The organism is Bartonella sp. SD1336NMGDW (assembly GCF_042193565.1).
In the GTDB taxonomy this organism is placed as follows: domain Bacteria; phylum Pseudomonadota; class Alphaproteobacteria; order Rhizobiales; family Rhizobiaceae; genus Bartonella; species Bartonella grahamii.
Window position 1 is genome coordinate 69,554 of record NZ_JBHILW010000006.1, and the last position, 20,083, is coordinate 89,636.

Annotated in this window: 14 protein-coding genes and 1 pseudogene; 9 read left to right on the top strand and 6 right to left on the bottom strand. The window is 36.3% G+C overall.

The window, feature by feature from the left end:
* Positions 1–185: 185 nt before the first annotated feature.
* Complete coding sequence (ssb, locus tag ACFIKH_RS04950; RefSeq protein WP_375625993.1) at positions 186–692, bottom strand: single-stranded DNA-binding protein; 507 nt, start codon at positions 690–692, stop codon at positions 186–188.
* Positions 693–1,026: 334 nt separating this feature from the next.
* Between ssb and uvrA the strand changes: the two genes are divergently transcribed.
* The 4 genes from uvrA (at position 1,027) to ACFIKH_RS04970 (ending at position 7,516) form a co-directional block, all read left to right on the top strand.
* Positions 1,027–3,942, top strand: a complete 2,916-nt coding sequence (uvrA, locus tag ACFIKH_RS04955) for an excinuclease ABC subunit UvrA (RefSeq protein ID WP_375625995.1) — start codon at positions 1,027–1,029, stop codon at positions 3,940–3,942.
* 1,065 nt (positions 3,943–5,007) lie between these two features.
* A complete protein-coding gene (locus ACFIKH_RS04960; protein WP_273754282.1) occupies positions 5,008–5,346 on the top strand; it encodes a P-II family nitrogen regulator in 339 nt (112 codons plus the stop codon).
* 59 nt (positions 5,347–5,405) lie between these two features.
* On the top strand, positions 5,406–6,815 hold the full coding sequence (gene glnA / locus ACFIKH_RS04965; RefSeq protein ID WP_015856529.1) for a type I glutamate--ammonia ligase: 1,410 nt from the start codon (positions 5,406–5,408) through the stop codon (positions 6,813–6,815).
* 155 nt (positions 6,816–6,970) lie between these two features.
* The gene (locus ACFIKH_RS04970) at positions 6,971–7,516 is read left to right on the top strand and encodes a hypothetical protein (protein ID WP_375671103.1); all 546 of its coding nucleotides are present in this window, start codon (positions 6,971–6,973) and stop codon (positions 7,514–7,516) included.
* Between the two features lie 34 nt (positions 7,517–7,550).
* Here ACFIKH_RS04970 and ACFIKH_RS04975 read toward each other — a convergent pair whose 3' ends face one another.
* Entirely contained in the window at positions 7,551–8,333 is a 783-nt protein-coding gene (locus ACFIKH_RS04975; RefSeq protein WP_375670326.1) for an ATP12 family chaperone protein, read from the bottom strand.
* A gap of 779 nt (positions 8,334–9,112) precedes the next feature.
* Between ACFIKH_RS04975 and ACFIKH_RS04980 the strand changes: the two genes are divergently transcribed.
* From ACFIKH_RS04980 to ACFIKH_RS05000, 5 genes are all read left to right on the top strand, one after another.
* Positions 9,113–9,571, top strand: coding sequence for a hypothetical protein (locus tag ACFIKH_RS04980; protein ID WP_375648340.1), 459 nt, complete (start codon positions 9,113–9,115; stop codon positions 9,569–9,571).
* Entirely contained in the window at positions 9,558–9,911 is a 354-nt protein-coding gene (locus ACFIKH_RS04985) for a hypothetical protein (protein WP_375648341.1), read from the top strand. Before ACFIKH_RS04980 ends, ACFIKH_RS04985 begins: the two co-directional genes overlap by 14 nt.
* Positions 9,863–10,762 carry a DUF6421 family protein gene (locus tag ACFIKH_RS04990; protein ID WP_375671105.1) on the top strand — a complete coding sequence of 300 codons (900 nt, stop codon included), beginning with the start codon at positions 9,863–9,865 and terminating at the stop codon, positions 10,760–10,762. Before ACFIKH_RS04985 ends, ACFIKH_RS04990 begins: the two co-directional genes overlap by 49 nt.
* Before the next feature lie 80 nt (positions 10,763–10,842).
* Positions 10,843–11,706, top strand: coding sequence for a DMT family transporter (locus ACFIKH_RS04995; protein WP_375627007.1), 864 nt, complete (start codon positions 10,843–10,845; stop codon positions 11,704–11,706).
* Entirely contained in the window at positions 11,703–12,968 is a 1,266-nt protein-coding gene (locus ACFIKH_RS05000; RefSeq protein ID WP_375671107.1) for an acetyl-CoA carboxylase biotin carboxylase subunit family protein, read from the top strand. Before ACFIKH_RS04995 ends, ACFIKH_RS05000 begins: the two co-directional genes overlap by 4 nt.
* Before the next feature lie 976 nt (positions 12,969–13,944).
* Here the strand turns inward: ACFIKH_RS05000 and ACFIKH_RS05005 are convergent.
* The 4 genes and pseudogenes from ACFIKH_RS05005 to ACFIKH_RS05020 form a co-directional block, all read right to left on the bottom strand.
* Positions 13,945–16,698: an autotransporter outer membrane beta-barrel domain-containing protein gene (locus tag ACFIKH_RS05005; RefSeq protein ID WP_375671109.1), complete on the bottom strand. Its 2,754-nt coding sequence runs from the start codon at positions 16,696–16,698 to the stop codon at positions 13,945–13,947.
* Positions 16,699–18,065: 1,367 nt separating this feature from the next.
* Entirely contained in the window at positions 18,066–18,467 is a 402-nt protein-coding gene (locus ACFIKH_RS05010) for a hypothetical protein (RefSeq protein ID WP_375626958.1), read from the bottom strand.
* A gap of 358 nt (positions 18,468–18,825) precedes the next feature.
* Positions 18,826–19,227: pseudogene (locus tag ACFIKH_RS05015) on the bottom strand (hypothetical protein).
* 415 nt (positions 19,228–19,642) lie between these two features.
* The gene (locus ACFIKH_RS05020) at positions 19,643–19,840 is read right to left on the bottom strand and encodes a hypothetical protein (protein WP_375671111.1); all 198 of its coding nucleotides are present in this window, start codon (positions 19,838–19,840) and stop codon (positions 19,643–19,645) included.
* Between the last annotated feature and the right edge of the window lie 243 nt (positions 19,841–20,083).

A 20,083-nucleotide genomic window follows, 5' to 3' on the forward strand; every position in this document is an offset into this window, starting at 1 on the left:
TCGAAAAATACACCAAAATGCTAATTTCTCCCCCATGACAAAAAAGAAATTTAACAATATTTTTCAATATGTTATTAATTTATATTAAAATTACCAATAATAATCAACAATTTCCACTTCGCTAAACTTCAAAAATCTGAAACAAACAAATCATAAAGTAATCATGATACTGCAATTAAAGACTCTTAAAAAGGTACGTCATCATCTAATTTGTGTGAAAAACTTTCTCCCAATTGATTATTATTTTGACCAAACGTATTTCTCTGATTTGAGTTACTATCGGCAAAGCCACCACTATAACTCCCCCCTTGACTTGCTCCTTGCTCCCCGCCCGCGGTTCCCCGCCCATCAAGCATTTGTAATTCACCACGGTACTTTTGCAAAACAACCTCTGTTGTATAACGGTCATTTCCATTTTGATCTTGCCATTTTCGTGTCTGTAACTGCCCCTCAATGTAAATTTTGCTGCCTTTTTTTAAATATTGCTCTGCAACTTTGACAAGGTTTTCATTAAAAATAACAATACTATGCCACTCAGTGCGTTCTTTTCGCTCATTTGTATTCCGATCACGCCAACTTTCTGAAGTAGCAATACGCAAATTTGCCACTTGATCACCAGAATTCAAACGGCGGATTTCAGGATCCGCACCAAGGTTACCAATCAAAATAACTTTATTAAGGCTACCAGCCATCGCATAAACTCCAAAATTTTAATTCGTAAAATACTCTGTTTTATAATAGTTATAACCATCTTGACCTTCAATTTACATGTCTGCAATTGACCTTCAATATGGATATTGCTATCCTTTCCCAATATTGTATCCGTGTAATTATAACAAAAGATGATAAAGACGCATAGTTTATTCCACCACGAGAGAATAAAAAGCTACTCATTTGTATTTCTCTTTTCATAAAACTTATACCTTCTTTTAGCATTAAAGCAGTTAAACACATTGTAATTCTAAAAAAAACAGTTTTATTCCATTTTAGATGCTCAGTTTTTGTCACATATGCCAAGGGTAAAATATGACTTATCAAAAATATATCTCCATTCGCGGTGCACGTGAGCATAACCTTAAAAATATTGATCTCGATCTGCCTCGTGACAAACTCATTGTTATAACAGGACTTTCTGGATCAGGAAAATCATCCTTAGCTTTTGATACAATTTACGCTGAAGGACAACGCCGCTATGTCGAAAGCCTTTCAGCCTATGCACGCCAATTTTTGGAAGTCATGCAAAAACCCGATGTCGACCGCATAGACGGTCTATCTCCAGCTATCTCCATTGAACAAAAGACAACCAGTCGCAACCCTCGTTCAACGGTAGGTACCGTTACTGAAATCCACGACTACATGCGTCTTCTCTTTGCACGTATTGGTATTCCTCATTCTCCTGCGACAGGACTTCCTATTGAAAGCCAAACAGTAAGCCAAATGGTGGATCAAATTATATCCTTACCAGAAGGAACAAGAATTTTTATTATGGCACCCTTGGTGCGAGGACGAAAGGGCGAATATAAAAAAGAGCTAACAGAACTTTTAAAAAGAGGATTTCAACGCGCTAAAGTTGATGGAAAATTCTATGAAATCGCCGATATTCCACCTCTTGATAAAAAATATAAACACGACATCGATGTCGTGGTAGACCGCATTGTTGTACAAAAAGATATCACCTCTCGCTTGGCTGATAGTATAGAAACCTGTTTACAATTAGCAAATGGACTTGCCATAGCTGAAATGGCAGACCAGCCCTTGGCACAAAAAGAAACGACAAAGGAATCTGCTCATAAATCAAAAAATGATACACACAAACGGCTCATTTTTTCAGAAAAGTTTTCTTGCCCTATATCTGGTTTTTCTATTCCTGAAATTGAACCACGCCTTTTTTCGTTTAATAATCCTTTCGGGGCCTGCCCTCTCTGCGATGGATTAGGTATAAAAAAGGCAATGGATCCACTAAAAATTGTGCCAAATAAAAATCTTACCCTAAAGAATGGAGCCATTGCTCCTTGGGCTAAATCGGATTCACTTTATTACAGACAAACCTTAGAAGCATTAGGAAAAGCTTACGGTTTCAAACTCACAGATCAATGGTGTGAACTCTCTAATGAAGCACAACAGGCAATTCTCTACGGTACAAAAAAAGATGAAATCTCTTTTATCTATAAAAATAATTCTGGTTCGCATAAAACAACCCAACCTTTTGAAGGAATTATCCCCAATATGGAGAGACGCTGGAAAGAAACCGATTCTGCTTGGTCTCGAGAAGAAATCGAACGTTATATGTCTTCTTCGCCTTGCCCAGCTTGTCATGGTTATCGTTTAAAACCAGAGGCACTTGCTGTAAAAATCCACGGAATGCATATTGGGCAAATATCAGATCTTTCTATTCTAAAGGCAGATGATTGGTTTGCCAATATTCATCAATATCTCACAGAAAAACAACGTAATATCGCTATACGTATTTTAAAAGAAATTCGCGAACGTTTAGCTTTTTTAAATCATGTAGGATTGGAATATCTTACCTTGTCTCGAACTTCAGGAACGCTTTCAGGTGGAGAAAGTCAACGCATTCGGTTAGCATCCCAAATTGGTTCTGGTCTTACAGGCGTTCTTTATATTTTAGATGAACCATCTATCGGTTTACACCAACGCGATAATGAACGCCTTTTGGAAATGCTGCGCCATTTACGCAATCTTGGCAATACAGTTATTGTCGTTGAACATGATGAAGACGCTATTCTCACAGCAGATCATGTTGTCGATATGGGCCCTGCCGCGGGCGTTCATGGCGGAGAAATCATAGCGCAAGGGACACCACAGGAAATTATAGAAAATTCAGCCTCTCTCACAGGACAATACCTTTCAGGAAAAATGGCTGTTAAAATACCTGCCAAACGACGTAAAATATCAAAAATGAAAACACTTAAAGTCATCGGTGCCAAAGGAAATAACCTCAAAAATATCAATGCGAATATTCCTCTTGGAACCTTTACATGTGTAACCGGTGTTTCTGGAGGAGGAAAATCAACATTTCTTATTGAAACACTTTTCAAAGCAGCATCACATCATATCATGGGCTCTCATCACAGCCCTGCCAGCTATGACAAAATTGAAGGATTAGAATTTCTTGATAAAGTCATTGATATCAACCAGTCCCCCATTGGACGCACCCCACGCTCTAATCCCGCAACCTATACAGGCGCTTTTACACCGATTCGTGAGTGGTTTGCCGATCTTCCAGAATCAAAAGCCCGTGGTTACAAAGCTGGTCGTTTTTCATTTAATGTTAAAGGAGGACGTTGCGAAGCATGTCAAGGTGATGGAGTCATAAAAATTGAAATGCACTTTTTACCTGATGTCTATGTTACTTGCGATGTCTGTAAAGGAAAACGCTATAATCGAGAAACACTAGAAATAAAATTCAAAGGACAGTCTATAGCCGATATTTTGGATATGACAATTGAAAAAGCAGAGGAATTTTTCCAAGCTATTCCCGCTATTCATAATAAAATGGAAACTCTCATTAAAGTAGGATTGGGTTACATAAAAGTAGGACAGCAAGCAACCACACTTTCTGGTGGGGAAGCACAACGTGTAAAACTTGCGAAAGAACTTTCTCGTAAAACAACGGGACGTACACTCTATATTTTGGATGAACCGACAACAGGTTTACATTTTCACGATATTTCCAAACTTCTTGAAGTGCTTCACGAACTAGTCGAGCAGGGCAACACAGTTATAGTCATTGAACATAACCTCGATGTTATAAAGACAGCCGACTGGATTATTGATTTAGGACCCGAAGGTGGAGATCGTGGTGGCGAAATCGTTGCAATTGGACGCCCTGAAGACATCATTAAGGTCCCCGCTTCCTACACAGGAAAATTTCTAAAAGATGTTTTACTGCGCCCCTCTCTCTATAATTCCAATTCTTAAAAACGGTTTCCATTGTAAAATAAATCATACGAACAAAGCCTGTACTTCTATTGTTACCTTGTAAACACCAACACCTAATTCCAGTGGTGCAACATGTTTAAAGCAAAGGCTGAAACAATTTAGCGCTTTATAAGCTGTTTCAATTTTCGTATTGCCCATAGGAACGCACGCATAATTGCGTATTTATTCTCTGTTTTGTTTATATCTGAAACGACCAAACAGCCCAATTTGGAAAGAATACGAAGTTTTAGGATATAAATAAGTTCCTATCTTTACATCTTCTTTTAATTTATCTTTACGATTTTCAAAGGTATCCGCAGCAGTATCTTATAATGAAGATTGCCCATTGCTTCACGCTTTTGTTTATCGCGTTCCTTAATGGAATCACATTCCTCACGAAGAGACAAAACGCCCCAAACAAAATATATTTGCGTTGCCAAATCACACATCTGTTTTAAAGAAATATTTCTCAACGCTCTCAAGCCCATTTCACGACGGTACCTAATGCTATAATGATAAATCCACTATTGTACACAACCATCTTTACGTTTATGAAGGAGCATGATCGGCATCATCACACTCTTTTCCAATATTTGTCTCCCCCTACTCCCTAATATTGCAAAACCTTTAGTTATCGAAAGCTTTCATAAAAAGCATGTTATTTTTTCAAATGTTTTTATCCACACACTCTTACTATTCATGATATACAAAGGTATCGTTTTGATTGATTGACGATAAAAAGATCTAAAATGAGAAAATCTTACGCTATTAGAGTTTCTCATTCCGTATAGAAAACGTCTAATTATCCTTATAAATCAACGTATTATCTAACAAAAAAAACAAAACTCTTTTATTATATTATTTTAATTCTTGTACAAAAATTGTAAGATTTCTTCCCAAAAAACAGTATTTGACTTTATTCTACAAAAGAAACTCTCCTAAAAGAGCATAGAGTGTCATTATTTTCGACTTTTTGTGCACAAAGTATCTGTTGGACATCTTACAGTTGTCAATATAATGTGATGCAGTCTAAAAAGACAAAATAACGTTGGAGATAATTTCAGCATGAAAAAAATTGAAGCCATTATAAAACCTTTCAAACTTGATGAAGTGAAAGAAGCGCTTCAAAAAATTGGGTTACATGGTATTACAGTAACAGAAGCGAAAGGTTTTGGCCATCAAAGGGAGCATACAGAACTTTATCGTGGCACGAAATATGTTGTTGACTTTCTACCTAAAGTAAAGATTGAAATTGTTGTGTCCGATGAAAAACTGGAACAAACTGTTGATGCAATACGTAAAGCAGCTCAAACCAAACATATAGGAGATGGAAAGATATTTGTCTTTTCCATTGATGATGCCATTCGTATAGGCACCGACGAAACTGGTATCGATGCCCTTTAATAAATAATGAGAAAATTCACTTTTTTATCCACCTCAACGCCATATTAAGGAAATTGAATATGACAACCGCATCAGATATTATCAAACAGATTACAGACAATGAAATCCGTTTTGTTGATTTACGTTTTACTGATCCACGAGGAAAATTGCATCACATTACAATGGATATCGCAGAGATCAGCGAGGATACTTTTAGTGATGGTGTCATGTTTGATGGTTCTTCAATTGCTGGTTGGAAAACAATTAATGAATCTGACATGGTTTTAATGCCAGATCCAGAAACAGCACATATTGATCCTTTTTTTGCTCAATCCACTTTGGTTATATTTTGTAATGTACTTGATCCTGTCTCTGGTGAATTTTATCGTAGAGATCCTCGTTCTATCGCCAAAAGGGCTGAGGTTTATATGAAATCTTTAGGCATTGGAGATACAATTAATGTAGGTCCAGAAGCAGAGTTTTTTATCTTTGATGATGTGCGCTATAAAACGGATCCTTACAACACAGGGTTTAAACTCGATTCAAGTGAACTTCCCTCCAATGATGACACGGAATATGAAACAGGCAATCTAGGGCATCGCCCACGAATAAAGGGAGGATACCTTCCTGTTCCGCCGATTGATTCCTGCCAAGATATGCGTTCTGAAATGCTCACAGCACTCAAGGATATGGGCGTACAGGTCGAAAAACACCATCACGAAGTAGCAGCAGGCCAACATGAATTGGGTATTCGTTTTGATACACTCGTTCGCGAAGCTGACAAGATGCAAATTTTTAAATATGTTGTACATCAAATAGCAAACAGTTATGGGAAAACAGCAACCTTCATGCCAAAACCAGTTTTTGGTGATAACGGCTCTGGAATGCATGTCCACATCTCCATTTGGAAAGATGGCAAACCCATTTTTGCAGGAAATGAATATGCCGGTCTATCAGAAACCTGTTTATTTTTTATCGGTGGTGTTATTAAGCACGCAAAAGCAATCAATGCTTTTACAAACCCATCCACAAACTCCTATAAACGTTTGGTTCCTGGTTATGAAGCTCCTGTTCTTCTTGCCTATTCAGCACGTAATCGTTCTGCATCTTGCCGTATTCCAATGAGCTCCTCACCAAATTCAAAACGCGTAGAAGTTCGTTTTCCAGACCCAACAGCAAATCCCTATTTGGCATTTGCAGCCCTTTTAATGGCTGGTCTTGATGGCATCAAAAACAAAATTCATCCCGGACATGCTATGGATAAAGATCTTTATGATCTTCCCTTAAAAGAACTCAAAGAAATCCCTACTGTTTCAGGAAGTCTGCGTGAAGCGCTTGAAGCACTTGACAAAGATCGTGGCTTTCTTAAAGCTGGCGACGTTTTTGATGATGATCAGATTAATTCCTTCATTCAAGTAAAGATGCAAGAAGTCTTGCGCTACGAAACAACACCTCATCCTGTTGAATTTGATATGTACTATTCTGTTTAAACAATCAATACGCATTCTTCTGATTTTTAAAATGGAGGCAAAAGCCTCCATTTTTGTGGATATTCTTCTCATGCAAAAGCGCAAGAGGCTTTTTGCTCATCCGCTTTTCCTTTATAATGTGTTGAATCTCTTCAAATGAACTAACAAGGTCTCTAATGCCGCGAATTTGTTTTCTCGTTCCCTTTCTTTTATGCATTGTCTTTATCACATCAACAACTCAAGCACATACGATAACCAATCAAAAACTCATAGCTCTTGAAAAAGCGGCATCCGCTTATAGTAAAGCACTTAAAAATGCCGATGCAAATGTCATCTTAAATGCTATTCCTCCCCAAATCATCAACCGCTTAACCGCTAAAAAAAATCTTAGTCAATCACAATTTCGACAAATCATGAAAAGCCAAATAGAACGGTTGGCAGAAAGTTACAAGATTGAAACGATCAACATTGACCAAAAACAAAAACGTGAAGGTACACTTGATAATGGCACCCCTTATTTTGTTATACCCGTGGAGCTTGTAACCACAACAAATGCTGGAAAAAAATGCTCTATTCACACTGAAATTATTGCCCTACTTCACGATAACCAATGGTATTTTATCCGTAGGAATGACGAAACGCTCTTAAACATAACCAATGAACTATTTCCTGGACTTGAAAAAGTAAAAATCAATCCCCAAAAAGTCACAAAAATACTCTGAGTGAAAAGAACGCACGTAAATAAAAGATTTACCCCTATAAACAAGTTGTAACAATTGTAGCAGCAGCCTTAAATTCAACTTTTTTATGAGCACGGCGTACCATTGTTTCTTTATCTATTCCCCATTGTTCCATCATCCAATCTTCATCTAAATGGGCAATAGACCAAGCATGATCAGCATCAATATTTCCCGCAGCAACAGCAAGAGCAATGAGAGCAGATCCCGTTAAGGTTGTCATCATATGAAGTGCGGCAAGCATATAAGGAGACTCAACGCTACGTAAATAATGACTCACAGCTTGAAGTGCTTCTGGTGATTGTTCCACATGCATCAGCCCTTCTGTCAAATAAAACCTTGCACCCAGTTTTTTTTCTGCCCAGTCTAATAAAGGATCCCATTGCTCAGATTGTTTTTGCACCAACTCTTTAGGTGTCTGTGCACGATAAAAGATCATATCACACGCAACGAAACGCAATAAATCTTCAAAAACAACCTGCATATCATCAGCGATACCATCAATAACAGTATTAACCAAACGCGTCATCGGCATTTTTGCAGGATCAACAACGTGCTTTTGGTTCTCAAATTCCTGAGCAACATATTCAGCAAACACTTCTGTTGGCACATGAAAATGACGCCTTGCGGGCGTTTTAACGGGACGTTCGTCCAACAAAATCGTAAAGCCGACCTCCCCACAAGCAATCTTCACTTGCTTATAAAACCGTTTTGGGTGTGATTGGCATGAAAGATTTTGAATCTTTTGAACAGAATTCTTCTTATTCAATGGCATATCAAAATGATCCAAAATCTCACGCATATTGTTTACCTCTGATCTTTCAAAAAAACGACTGTTTCTTTAGGTTCTGTAGCTTCAATAAGGTTTAATCTGACCTTCTTAACGATTCCAAAGAAGAAAAAAGACCTTACCACCCCCCACTCTAATTTAAGAGTTATATTTCATGTTTCTTTTACAAACAAGACAATGATAATATCTTTTCATATATTCAATACAGTCATGAATATAGAGTAATCTTTTTAAAGTATCATCTTAATTAAAAAGTTTAATACATTGAATATGATAATAAAGGTGATCACGATTTATCATTTTTCTTATTATCCACCTACAATAATGTTATCGACACGGACAGCTTCAAAAATACTTTTTGCAAAATATTAAAGCCAAAAAGTTCATCATCCCCAAAATGATAGAACAGTGTGCTTTACGTGTCATTTACCTTCGCTTAACCATTCCAATAATTCTCTAACATATCCAATAAATACCCCTTGCATAGAATTTTTCCTGCTCAATCACTCCCCTAAACGACGGTGTTTTACAGCATGATAGAATAATGAAAAGACCAAATTATATCGTAAATTTGCTCTCACATATACATTATTTTATAAAGCACTAAATTACTTAACGCATTGTGCTTGATATACTCTACATATTGCACTAGTTTAAATTTAGGCATATAATTATAAAGAATAGAGATCATGCAATCTGAAAATAATACTTTTATCTATACACTTATCCCTGCAGATACTAACTGCACAGCTGCAGCACAATAGTGGCTTGACAATCACAATCAAAATATTTTGTCCACTGACTCGAGATCCCGTATTATCTTATACACAACTCTTGAAGAAGCATTTAATGAACTTGCTCAGAAAAAGGATGGATATCTCTTAAGCTGTGCTGCTTACCCTGATTTGCATACACTCATATTTACCCGTTTAGGTGATATGCAATTATTTGACAGCTTTATCATGCCTACTCACTCTATGGTTTTAGCTAAACGCAATAACGCTGATAAAATTAAAACCGTAGCGACTCATTCTGCCCCGCAATCTTTGGTAGCTCATCAATATGACAAAGTATTTGCCAACAGCAATGCTGATGCAGCCGTTCTTTGTAAGGCTGAAAAAGCCGATGCTTGTATCACAACATCGGTTGCGGCAAATCGCTATAGGCTGAGTATTGTCGAAAATTTTGGACAAGTGCCAATGGCCTTTTTGCTCCACTCACTAAAGTCAACTAATCATGAAAAAATCTGAAGCGCTTCTTTCCATTGTTAACTTGGTTGACAAATTCCGTATGCGCCAAGAACGAGATGGGAGCATTAAGGAACCAACTTCAGCAGATAATAATATGATCAATGAATTGATCACTCTGCTGAACCACCATGCCAATATTCTTGACGGATTATCTCCAAAACTTTTAGCGACCATTTCTGATGATCTTCATCAGTGGATAATCAGCGGTTTAACGACCCCTCCTAAATTTGATAACACTTTGGCTGCTTTCAAAGCCCATTACCAGATGCTCCCTTGTTTTTCTTGGCTCCAATGCGTGCAACAAATGGACCTGATCCAGAAGGATTCCGGCTGGAATTAGTTACAGGATATCGTCATGAAACGGCCTATCTGGCTGACGCCTCAAAATATACAAATAATTATGTATCACCATTTCAATGTATAAAAATGGGAATAGCATCAAGAGGTTTTTTAGAAGGCAATTGCATTGTTCTATTCCCAGAATCTGTAGCGGCTACTCAAAAAATTGATAAGCAAACATTTGCTTTGTTTTTTTTCAGTAAATTCTTTGATATTTACAATAAGCAAACAATTGTGGAAGCTGAACGTTTACTCGGTCGAGATAGTAAATTCCTGTTCGGTCAATTGCATAGTCGTAACTTATCTAAAGAAGACATTTACGATGCTCGCTGTTTGTGGGGCTATTATCATGACTATGCACATCATACCGGACCGCGGCCATTGGATAAAAATCTGTATATAAAATTAAATTGGTTTACAGGTCTTCTAGAAGAAACTAAAGTTGATTTAATTACAGTGCGTATTATGCTACAAAATCATCCAAAATTTTGGAAAGAAATAACTGAATTTGTCCTATTAGAACGCATATTTCGTTATCCACAAGATTCTGATCAGCATATGACATTCGATGCTGGTACAGGGATCTTGCTTTTTGAAATATTGATGCGGAACAAAGCATTGATTGAAACAAATCAAGGTTATCTTCAATTTGATTTGGAGCGTCTTGAAAAAGTAATAATATTGATGATAGCAGATATAGAAGCACTTGAAGCATTAGATGATGACGCTTATTTGGCAGGAGCTAAAGATTATATCCAAAATAATCTTGGAAAACTACAGACCTCAAAGTCACGATTTAATTTTTCAACATCATATTATGCACAGCGAGTGATTAGAGGATTAAATCATTGAGTTTTATAAAAGGACGGTTACTATTATTTACTTTTGCCATTCTAGCATTGTTTTCCATAAGTTGGTTATTATCTAAGAATTTGGTTAGCAATATACCCGTCATGCATGCGGTTGGACTTAGGTTGTTTGCCACCGCTGCCACCTTATGGCTGATTGCAATATTTCGTGAGAAAGCTGTTTTCAGATCCCTACCATTGCTTTCCATGATACCTTCTTTTTTAATTCTCTCAGTGTTAGGATTTTCGCTGTATTTTGTATGCAGTTTTGGCGCATTAAAATCACTCAAAGCCAGTGATTTAACCATGGTGCTCGCTACTATTCCAGGTATTACCTACATATTGGGTGCACTGACGAATAGCCTTACGTTCTCATGGTTAAAACTTATCGGTATGATCATTGTCAGTGTAGCGGCTATAGCATTTAATATAAACAGTGCAGAGGGTGGATATTACAGCCTAATAGGAACAGCTCTTGCTTTAACAGCAGCACTTTCTTACTCTGCTTATGGCTTATTGTCTAAACGTTATCTTAAAAATTTACCTTTGCTCACCTCATTGGCTTGGATCACGACAATTTCTGCAGCATCATTTATGCCATTATTTATTTTTGATCCTGCCCCACTCTTATATCTTAAGTTAGAAGATATATTTAAAATATTGATTTTAGGAACTGTTTGCTCGGCACCAGTTTACGTATTATACCAAAAAGTTTTAGCCGAAGGAGGCGTATTATACGCCAACACTATCGGCGTATTATCCCCTTTTGCAGTGATTGCATGTGAATGGATAATCGGCTCGAGCCCTTCTCTCAATATGATCAAAATAATTGCTATGATTGTAGTTGTTATAGGGATGACACTCTTATTTATAGATGCATCAAAGGTATCTACATGGCAACATAAACGCCATTCTCAAAACTCCAAATTTAATGAGGAAACAAAATGAAAAAACTCGCGTTAGTTTGCCAGCGCAATGCAAAATTACCATTTATATTTGAAGCAGCACAAGCAGCTAATATCGAATTAGTAATGATCTATGATACCGCTGAAAGCGTTCCCTCTCAACACCCTGCAGCAGTAACTTCAACTTGGCAACTTCCTGTTTTTGATAACCCAGAGGCAGCTCTAGACACTTTTGCAACGGGAGCAAAAGAACGCAATATTTCTGGGGTTATGACCCTTCGCGAAGAAGCCATCCTATGGACAGCTTTGGCTGCAAAAAAAATCAATACTCCAAGTATTGAACCAGAAGTAGCAGCATTAACCAGAAATAAATATCTCATGCGTCAAGCTTTTGCTAAAGCAGGCTTAAGAACACCAGGATTCCTTTATATAGATAATCCAGAAGACCTATCACAAACACAAGCCTTAGACTATCCGCTCGTTATTAAACCCGTTTCTGGATGGGCAAGTACAGGCGTCATGTTAGCTAAAAATTCCGCCGAACTTCCTGATCTCATTAAAGCCGTATGGAATGTTCAGCATAAAGATATGGCACGTTTTAATGATAAAAGTAAACCTGTAGGTTTAATCGTAGAACAGTATTTGCCAGGAAAAGAGTTTGTCGTAGAATGCTTTGTTGATACAGCAGGTGTACATGTTCTGACCGTTGGAGACAAGGGACAGCCTGAGGGACCATGGTTTGAAGAAACAATTTATCGTCAACGCTGTGATATAGATGATCCTTTAATTATTGCTTTATGTGAGGCTGCATGCTCTGGAGTTAAAGCTCTTGGTATAAATATGGGGGCTGCCCATGTAGAGCTACGCCTAGATGCTCATAATTTACCTTATGTCATTGAGATCGGCGCTCGTATAGGTGGATCAGGTGTCTCCCATTTTATTGTTGAGAAAGGTACAGGGATTTCATTTGCAAAACTATGTATGAATGCCGCTTTAGCTGAACCAAACCCAAACCTTCCCGATATACTCCCAGCTGAAAAAGTGGCTGCAAATTACATTATTCCTCTTCGTGGTCATGGACGGTTTTCTGGATTTTTTGGTCTAGATAAGGTTGCGCAGCATCCTCAAACCGCCAGAACTATCATTTTCTTTGAAACCAATCATACTTCACCACCTCCACCAGCATTTGGTGGATATCCTGGTTTTATTTTCTCTGTTCATAACTCAAACGAAGAAGCACGCAATTACCATAAATGGCTCGATGACACCTTAAGCATCATATGGAAACACCATGTTTATCAATAGTCCGATAAAGATATTTTTACTGCCCCTGAACTTTAATATAAATCTTATCGATACAAACGAACTCACAATGCGAATGCGATTGCCTAAAACTTTGCAAACATCTTCCATTAAAGGTGCATATTTCAAAAAACAGGAATTGAGGAAGATATAATCTACTTTTACACCCCATTTTAATAAAAGCTCTTCAATGTTTCTATATTTGAAACAATAATAAAAACTTCTAAACGACTTTTTTGATACGATCAACCTCTTCTCCCCACGTCTTAAAAGAAGAAAAAAAGATCTTAGCTCCCCCACTTTGATTTAAAACTTATATTTCATATCTATTTAACAAATAAGACATGATCTTGTTTATATACTCAATACAGCCATTAGACCAATTTTTTAAAAGGATTTATCTTTATTAAAAACTGAAGATATTAAATTTTATGATAAAAGTGTTCACGCTTTACCACTTTTCTCATTATCCACCGACAACAATTCAAACGATACGAACAGCTTCAAAAACGCTTTTTGCAAAATTTTAAAGCACAAAAATGCGCATCATCCACGAAACGATAGAGCTGTATATTGTACATATCCCCTCCTTTGCTTAACAGCAAAAGCTCTTAAATCAACAGTCAACACACCTCCCTGCCTTTCATGATTGATATCAGCAACTTCAAACGACAATACTTTACAGCATAATAGGATAATAAAGCTACTATTTTAAAAAGCTGATGACGAATACATCCAAAATATCTATAGCCAAAATAACACAAATAGATTTACAGTCTCATTATCAATTTTTTTGAAACATTTAAGCCCCCCTATCAACCAGATAAAAAAATAAATCAACGTGATCCTTTCATACTTATTAAAACACATGATGCCATTATTAAAAGAAGCAATTAAAATTGCTGCACTATCAATGGTTTAAATCAAGGAAATAAAACAAAACTTTAAAAATCACATTTATTATTTTTAAAAAGATTTATTAAAAATGATAGCGCAAACCACCAGAAAAATGAACTCCAGAAAAACCAGCCTTGGTTAACCTATGCTGATAGCTAACATCACTGTGGAGTGTAACTTTAGAAGAAAACTGTGAATTGACACCCAAACCAACTTCTAAGGAAGAGCCAAAAGAACCCAACTGGAAAGCATCTTTAAAATGAACAAATTGTTCTTTATCAAAACAACGAGCAAGATGAATATTACCATAAAAAGAAGTGATCCGATCCTTTTCAAATGCTGTAAATGTTTTACTTAAACGTCCACCAATACGCACAAACCATTGACCTATTTTTTTCATCTCAACATCAAATCCATCAATATCACGAAACTTATCAAATTGAAGATGTTGATAAATAAGCTGGAGTTGCGGATCAAAAATAAGATCTTCATATCCTGTCATAAACACTTTACCAGCAGAAAACGAAACGTTCAAAGGATTTGCTTTTAATGTCGCCGTCTTACCCCAAGCATGGGTAAGCACATCCCCTTTAAACAAACCATAAGATAAAAGACCATCTATATAAAAACCAGTGTTGTGTTTCACACTACCGTATGTCGTAAATGACCATTTATTAAACGTACTCTTTTGGCTTTGTTCCACGTTACGAGGTTGTAAGGAAAGCTGTCCATAGGTTCCCATAATCCCAAAAGATGTCGTACCATATGCGCTCTCTATTGTTTTGAGCAAAATGTTTGTTTTTATAGCATTATAATCAACATGACCATCGTACCCATATTTAAGTGTAGAAAGATCTGAGACATAACGATAACTCCCACCATAACCGTGGACAGATAAAGCAAAATTCCCTTCAACTTTTAATAATTTGCGAGGAATAGACTGCGTAACTTGCAATTCCTTTTGTTGATTACTGATATCCATGAGTCCAATATGAAACAAAGCATTTGGTAATAAAAGATAGGTTGGAACTTGTGGAACAACCTCTCTGACCTTTAACTCAGAATGAGGGATAACAGACACTCCCAAAGAAGGCTGAATATACTTACTTTCAAGGCGAAAATCCCAAAAATGTCCATTTCCTTCAACCAATCTTTGAGAAATTTGTGCATTTCCAAGAGTAGAATCTGGACCATAAGCATGAAGATAATATCGGTAAGGCAACCCTTCTAATGCAATATAAGCACGATCTAACTGAAAAGAATCTTCTGCCGCTTTTCCAGAAACCTGAATAAGTGAAATACTATGAACATTTTCACCGGTTGCTATCTCACCTTGGTTTCCTGTGACAAATTGCACATAAACTGTCGTTTTTCCAGAAACATCACCATGTATCAAAAGCCGATCAGTCTTTTTATTATCGAGCAAACCATCACTACTGAAATGTGTATTGAGATAAATATCAGCACTTTCTTGCGCACTATAAACTTCTTTCTCTCCCTCCCCAATATAAAGTGTCTGATAATCCTGAAAAATTGGAGTTTCAAAAGCAATAAAACTATCAGAAACTTTCACAAATGAAATAAATGAACTTGTGCGGTTTGCAGCTTGCGAAGCTATCTCTCTTCTTTTTGTCAAAAACCATTTTGATCCCCTTGTCAAATAAAGCTCAGCAATAGAATCATCGGCAACACGAGTCCCTCCTATCAATGAAGAAGAATCAGCCAAAATCGCTACAGTCCCTCCCTTTTCAGCTGTTAATAATAAGTCACCAAAAATTTTTGTACCTTCTGTTACTGCAATATAACTACGACTATTATTACTGTGAATAGCTGTTCCATCTGGAACCTCAAAAATCGTCCTTTTCAAAAAGACAAGTCCCTGTTCATACCCATCATTCCCCCCATCCATCTCAAAATACATACCATGTTTATTACCTATTGCTTTAATTGTTGAATCTTCAATATTAACCCGCGAAATTAAAATATTTCCTTCCCTTCCATTATTGGACAGTGTGTTAGAATCTTGTCCAACTGTTAAAACATGAACATCCGTAGAAATAATATTAGTATTTTTTAAATAAACAGAGCCCTGATGTTTTACATTGAAAACTGTATGTGCAATCTTTTCACTTGTATTTTCATTGTCTTCTGTTTTTTGATATTTTAAAGTAATGGTAACACCATCTAAAGTCGCACTCCCCCCTCTCCCCACATAAAGCGCAGCAGCATCATTCACATCAATAAAACCACTTTTCATCTGAATACCCGCATCAGCCCTAACGAAAAGAGCACTCTCTTGACCGATACCCAAACCTTCCACTTTAATTTTTGTATTCGTTAACGTAACAGATGCTCCTCGCTTCTCTGCATAAGCTGCAATCTGAGAAGCCTCAATTGTTCCACGATTAACCTCAATCATTCCACTATCAGCTTTAAGACCTATTGACACATTTTTAAAAGCTGAATCACTCAAAACAATTCTTCCCCCTCGTGATACAAAAACACCATAACTATCTTCTATACCCGCAGTAGCTTCAACCTCTACACGCATTGCCTGAATAACTGTATTTGGCTCCTGCACTACTATAGCAGCAGGCAATATGAGAGAACTACCCTCCCCATTCTTTTCTTTAACAGGTACCGTGAACTTATATACTTTATCACTAATTGTATGCTTTACACCATCACTGCATTTATAAGGCAATTTGTTTTCGTCACATGACAGTGATGTATATGAATGAGAATGCGCCTCAATATTTATATTTAATAAAAAAGAAAAAATAGCTGCTGTAAAAACACACGAATACAAGTGATTTTTAGATACCTTGGTTATCATTGTTTTTCAAAACTCTCTTTTTTTCAACAAAACAAAAAATGCTGGCAAAAAAAACAAACCACGAATTAAACACAATAAGAATAAAACAAATTGATATTTTTTGTTTTTTATGATAAATTATAGCATACTCATAATATGTTTTGTATTTTATGTAAAGAAAGAACAAAAAGTTTAAAAACACCATTTATGATGACAATCTCTTTAAAGAGTGCATCTCAAAAAACGCGAAAAATGTGAATTTCGAAGAGATATAATATTCAATTTATCTCACCACCGAAAAATAAAAATGCAACAAAATGATAACAATTTTTAAGATTTAAACAATCGAACCGTTTTAATAAAAATACGATATAATGAGATATATTATATGAAAGCTATAACAGCATCATTTCTTTAACTACAATAAAAAAACAAAAAATCGCACACTAATTTATAACCTAATGTACACAATTTCTGTATTAAAAATGCTAGTATCTAACAAAAAAATTATCATAAAATGAAAAGATCTTTATATCAAAATTACTTGCATAATACTTTAGATCTTTTGATAAAATCTAAAATACAGTAAAACACTCACCATCTTAAAATTAAAAAACACCAAAATAAAATTTCATCAAAATCAGTTTTATGAAAGCTATCTGTTTATTATCATTAAAGCAGATATTTTAGCAAAGCTATTATTTGACATTCTTTATATTGAATAAATTTCTCTAAACAACAACTCACTATCCTCCACTATCATCATCTGACAACAACACTATTGCTAATCTCGTAGCTGATGAATATAACTATATTGGAGACAAAAGAGCTGTATTTTTCTCTTCTCCCGTTTAATATTTTCATTCAATTATTGCTTTAAAATGAGTATTCTACTGTTGATGATCACTTGTGCAAAGCTTTTTTTATTTACTAGCGTTTTTTATCATTCATCAAGACGTAACATCTTTTTCGTCTAATTGGTACACCAAAAATATCATTACCTATAACCTGCTTTAGTCATGCATTCATAAATTGCTGCAAACTCACTTGCACACGAATCCATATTTTCAGGAAAAGCGTAGATTGGCTGCCTGCCACATTTGAACAGTGCTTGTGAGATCGTAGATTCATTGACATTGGGCTTTTCTCATAATGCCAAGATCGATTGGAGGAGATTTGCTAACATATCCAGCAGAGCTTAATAAAATTATAACACTCAATAATTTCAATATTTTTCATTTTCCCCCTTCAATATTTACGATAGAAAGGCTGAAAAACTTGCTAGTATTTTCTCGCATACAAGATGGCTAGTACATTAAAAAAAAGAAACCCCGCCCCCCATGCGAGAAAAAGAATATGAGGATTATTGATTACAGAAACATCAATACCTAAGGTTGACATTCAGGTTGTTCTTTATGCTCTTTACAATGAGGACTATTCAAACGCCTCTCTACACTTCGCTGAGGAATAACTGCATCAGGCTGACAAATTGGAAGATTTTCATATTTCTCACACCACTTCACCCTTCCCAATTTATCTCGGAAACCTGCTTGGATCATACATGCATTCTCTGCCTCCTCAGCATTGAATTTCTCATCCATACTTGTTTCTGTATCAAGCCGACCATCCAAATTCTGCACTCCGCATTCCAACAGAGCTTTTTTGATCTCAAGCTGATCTGCGCCGGGCTTTTCCCATGCATCTACAGCTGTTCGAGAAGGCTGTTCTTCGTAACATCCAGCCATAACAAATAAGGTTATCCCGCTTAATAATTTTAAAATATGCTTCATTTTCCTATCCTTGAGTAATTTTGGCACGAAACAATCTATAAATTATTTTACATGCTGTTTTTTATTTTCAAAACAATGATGGACATTATCAACCTTTATTATTTTTATCTTCCCGAAGATTATAACATTATTTTTATATCAAAAATACGGTAAAATTATTACTAAAATCATATTCTATCAACGGCATACTTATAATTATTATCAATATTTTGATTACAACAAAAATAGATATTTTTATATTATTGCGCCTACAGTTGTAGTACCCATAAATAAATAGCATTGAAATGGTGAATTAAGCCCCCCGCGCACAGGCATGAAAAACATGAAGATAGGGATTGTTGATCATCATCAGCAAAAATTAAGGCTGATATTCAGGAGCGGTTTTATATTTTTTACAAAACGAGCTGTTCAAACGCTTCTTGACACTTCGTTGCGGGATAACAGCACTAGGACGACAAATGGAGAGGTTTTCATCTTTATTAAGTATAACACCAATATAGTCCTCCCCATTTGTAGTGGAATTTTGCTTGGATCATGCAAACATCAATGGAAGCCACTGCATTGATGCTTAACTTTTTATTTTCTGGAAAGATATCATAAGGAGCTGGCGTGCCACATTCTAACAGTGCTTTTCTTACCTCAGTAAAGTCTGCTCTAGGTTTCTCCCAAGCACTCAAAACTCCTAGTGGGGCTTGTCGATGTTATATCCAGCGATATTTGACAGAATGAGACCACTTAATAATTTTAAGATTTGTTGCATTTTTTTCTCCATAAATAACCTAAACCTAAATTATCTAAAATCGAATAAATTGGCATAATATGAAGCGTTCCATAGTGCATTGCACACGTATAAGGCGCATGACTATAAAAATTATAGGATCATAGGCGCCTAGCGCTCTCCTCTCCTTTCGCATGGGAATTGCTGGTGGAAATAATATATAGGGAAACTCCAAGGATACCTTATAAAAAGTAGGTGGATTGTGACCAAATCCTATACCAATGGGGTTAAGTAAATGGTTTTGTAGGTAAACATGATCTTTTTCGCCATCATTTACGACATATAATAGATTTTCTATCGATAGAGCCTTATCAGCTGTTCCCAAAAGATAGATATTGTTTCTTTGCTATATTGTGGATATCTCGCTTTTTAAAGTCACGCAATCCTTTACCTACTGTTATGGCACCTTTGGGGGGCTACATGCACGAACAATCGCGACTGCATTGCCATTTAGCCCGCCAATCAAACTATTATCGATTTTGTGTTTTACATCTCTATAATCAAAACGTTTGGCTGCGCCCCTTACATCTTTTATGGTACCAAGAATGCCCACATTGACAGATCCTGTCACACCAACAAAGCACTTTTCAGGCATTTCTTGTATCTTAGAGATATCATAGTTTTCCGAAAGCGTGATATTATTTCCAGCATCAACGTTGACATCACACTCTGCTGAAACATTTGTCGGCTTACATGTTTACATCATGATCAGTAATAATCTGCACCTCTCTGCGCTTTGAAATAGGATTGAACGGAGCTATTTTCCTATTGATCGCTAGTGTCTTTCGCACTCGCACCCACAACAGAAGCACCGCTGCTGCTCTTTTCAATCTGAAAG

What these genes read in the sequence shown, in the direction of transcription:
- ssb (WP_375625993.1), bottom strand. Translation starts at nt 692, where the DNA reads ATGGCTGGTAGCCTTAATAAAGTTATTTTGATTGGTAACCTTGGTGCG.
- uvrA (WP_375625995.1), top strand. Translation starts at nt 1,027, where the DNA reads ATGACTTATCAAAAATATATCTCCATTCGCGGTGCACGTGAGCATAAC.
- ACFIKH_RS04960 (WP_273754282.1), top strand. Translation starts at nt 5,008, where the DNA reads ATGAAAAAAATTGAAGCCATTATAAAACCTTTCAAACTTGATGAAGTG.
- glnA (WP_015856529.1), top strand. Translation starts at nt 5,406, where the DNA reads ATGACAACCGCATCAGATATTATCAAACAGATTACAGACAATGAAATC.
- ACFIKH_RS04970 (WP_375671103.1), top strand. Translation starts at nt 6,971, where the DNA reads ATGCCGCGAATTTGTTTTCTCGTTCCCTTTCTTTTATGCATTGTCTTT.
- ACFIKH_RS04975 (WP_375670326.1), bottom strand. Translation starts at nt 8,333, where the DNA reads ATGCGTGAGATTTTGGATCATTTTGATATGCCATTGAATAAGAAGAAT.
- ACFIKH_RS04985 (WP_375648341.1), top strand. Translation starts at nt 9,558, where the DNA reads ATGAAAAAATCTGAAGCGCTTCTTTCCATTGTTAACTTGGTTGACAAA.
- ACFIKH_RS04990 (WP_375671105.1), top strand. Translation starts at nt 9,863, where the DNA reads ATGCGTGCAACAAATGGACCTGATCCAGAAGGATTCCGGCTGGAATTA.
- ACFIKH_RS05000 (WP_375671107.1), top strand. Translation starts at nt 11,703, where the DNA reads ATGAAAAAACTCGCGTTAGTTTGCCAGCGCAATGCAAAATTACCATTT.
- ACFIKH_RS05005 (WP_375671109.1), bottom strand. Translation starts at nt 16,698, where the DNA reads ATGATAACCAAGGTATCTAAAAATCACTTGTATTCGTGTGTTTTTACA.
- ACFIKH_RS05010 (WP_375626958.1), bottom strand. Translation starts at nt 18,467, where the DNA reads ATGAAGCATATTTTAAAATTATTAAGCGGGATAACCTTATTTGTTATG.
- ACFIKH_RS05020 (WP_375671111.1), bottom strand. Translation starts at nt 19,840, where the DNA reads ATGCCTGAAAAGTGCTTTGTTGGTGTGACAGGATCTGTCAATGTGGGC.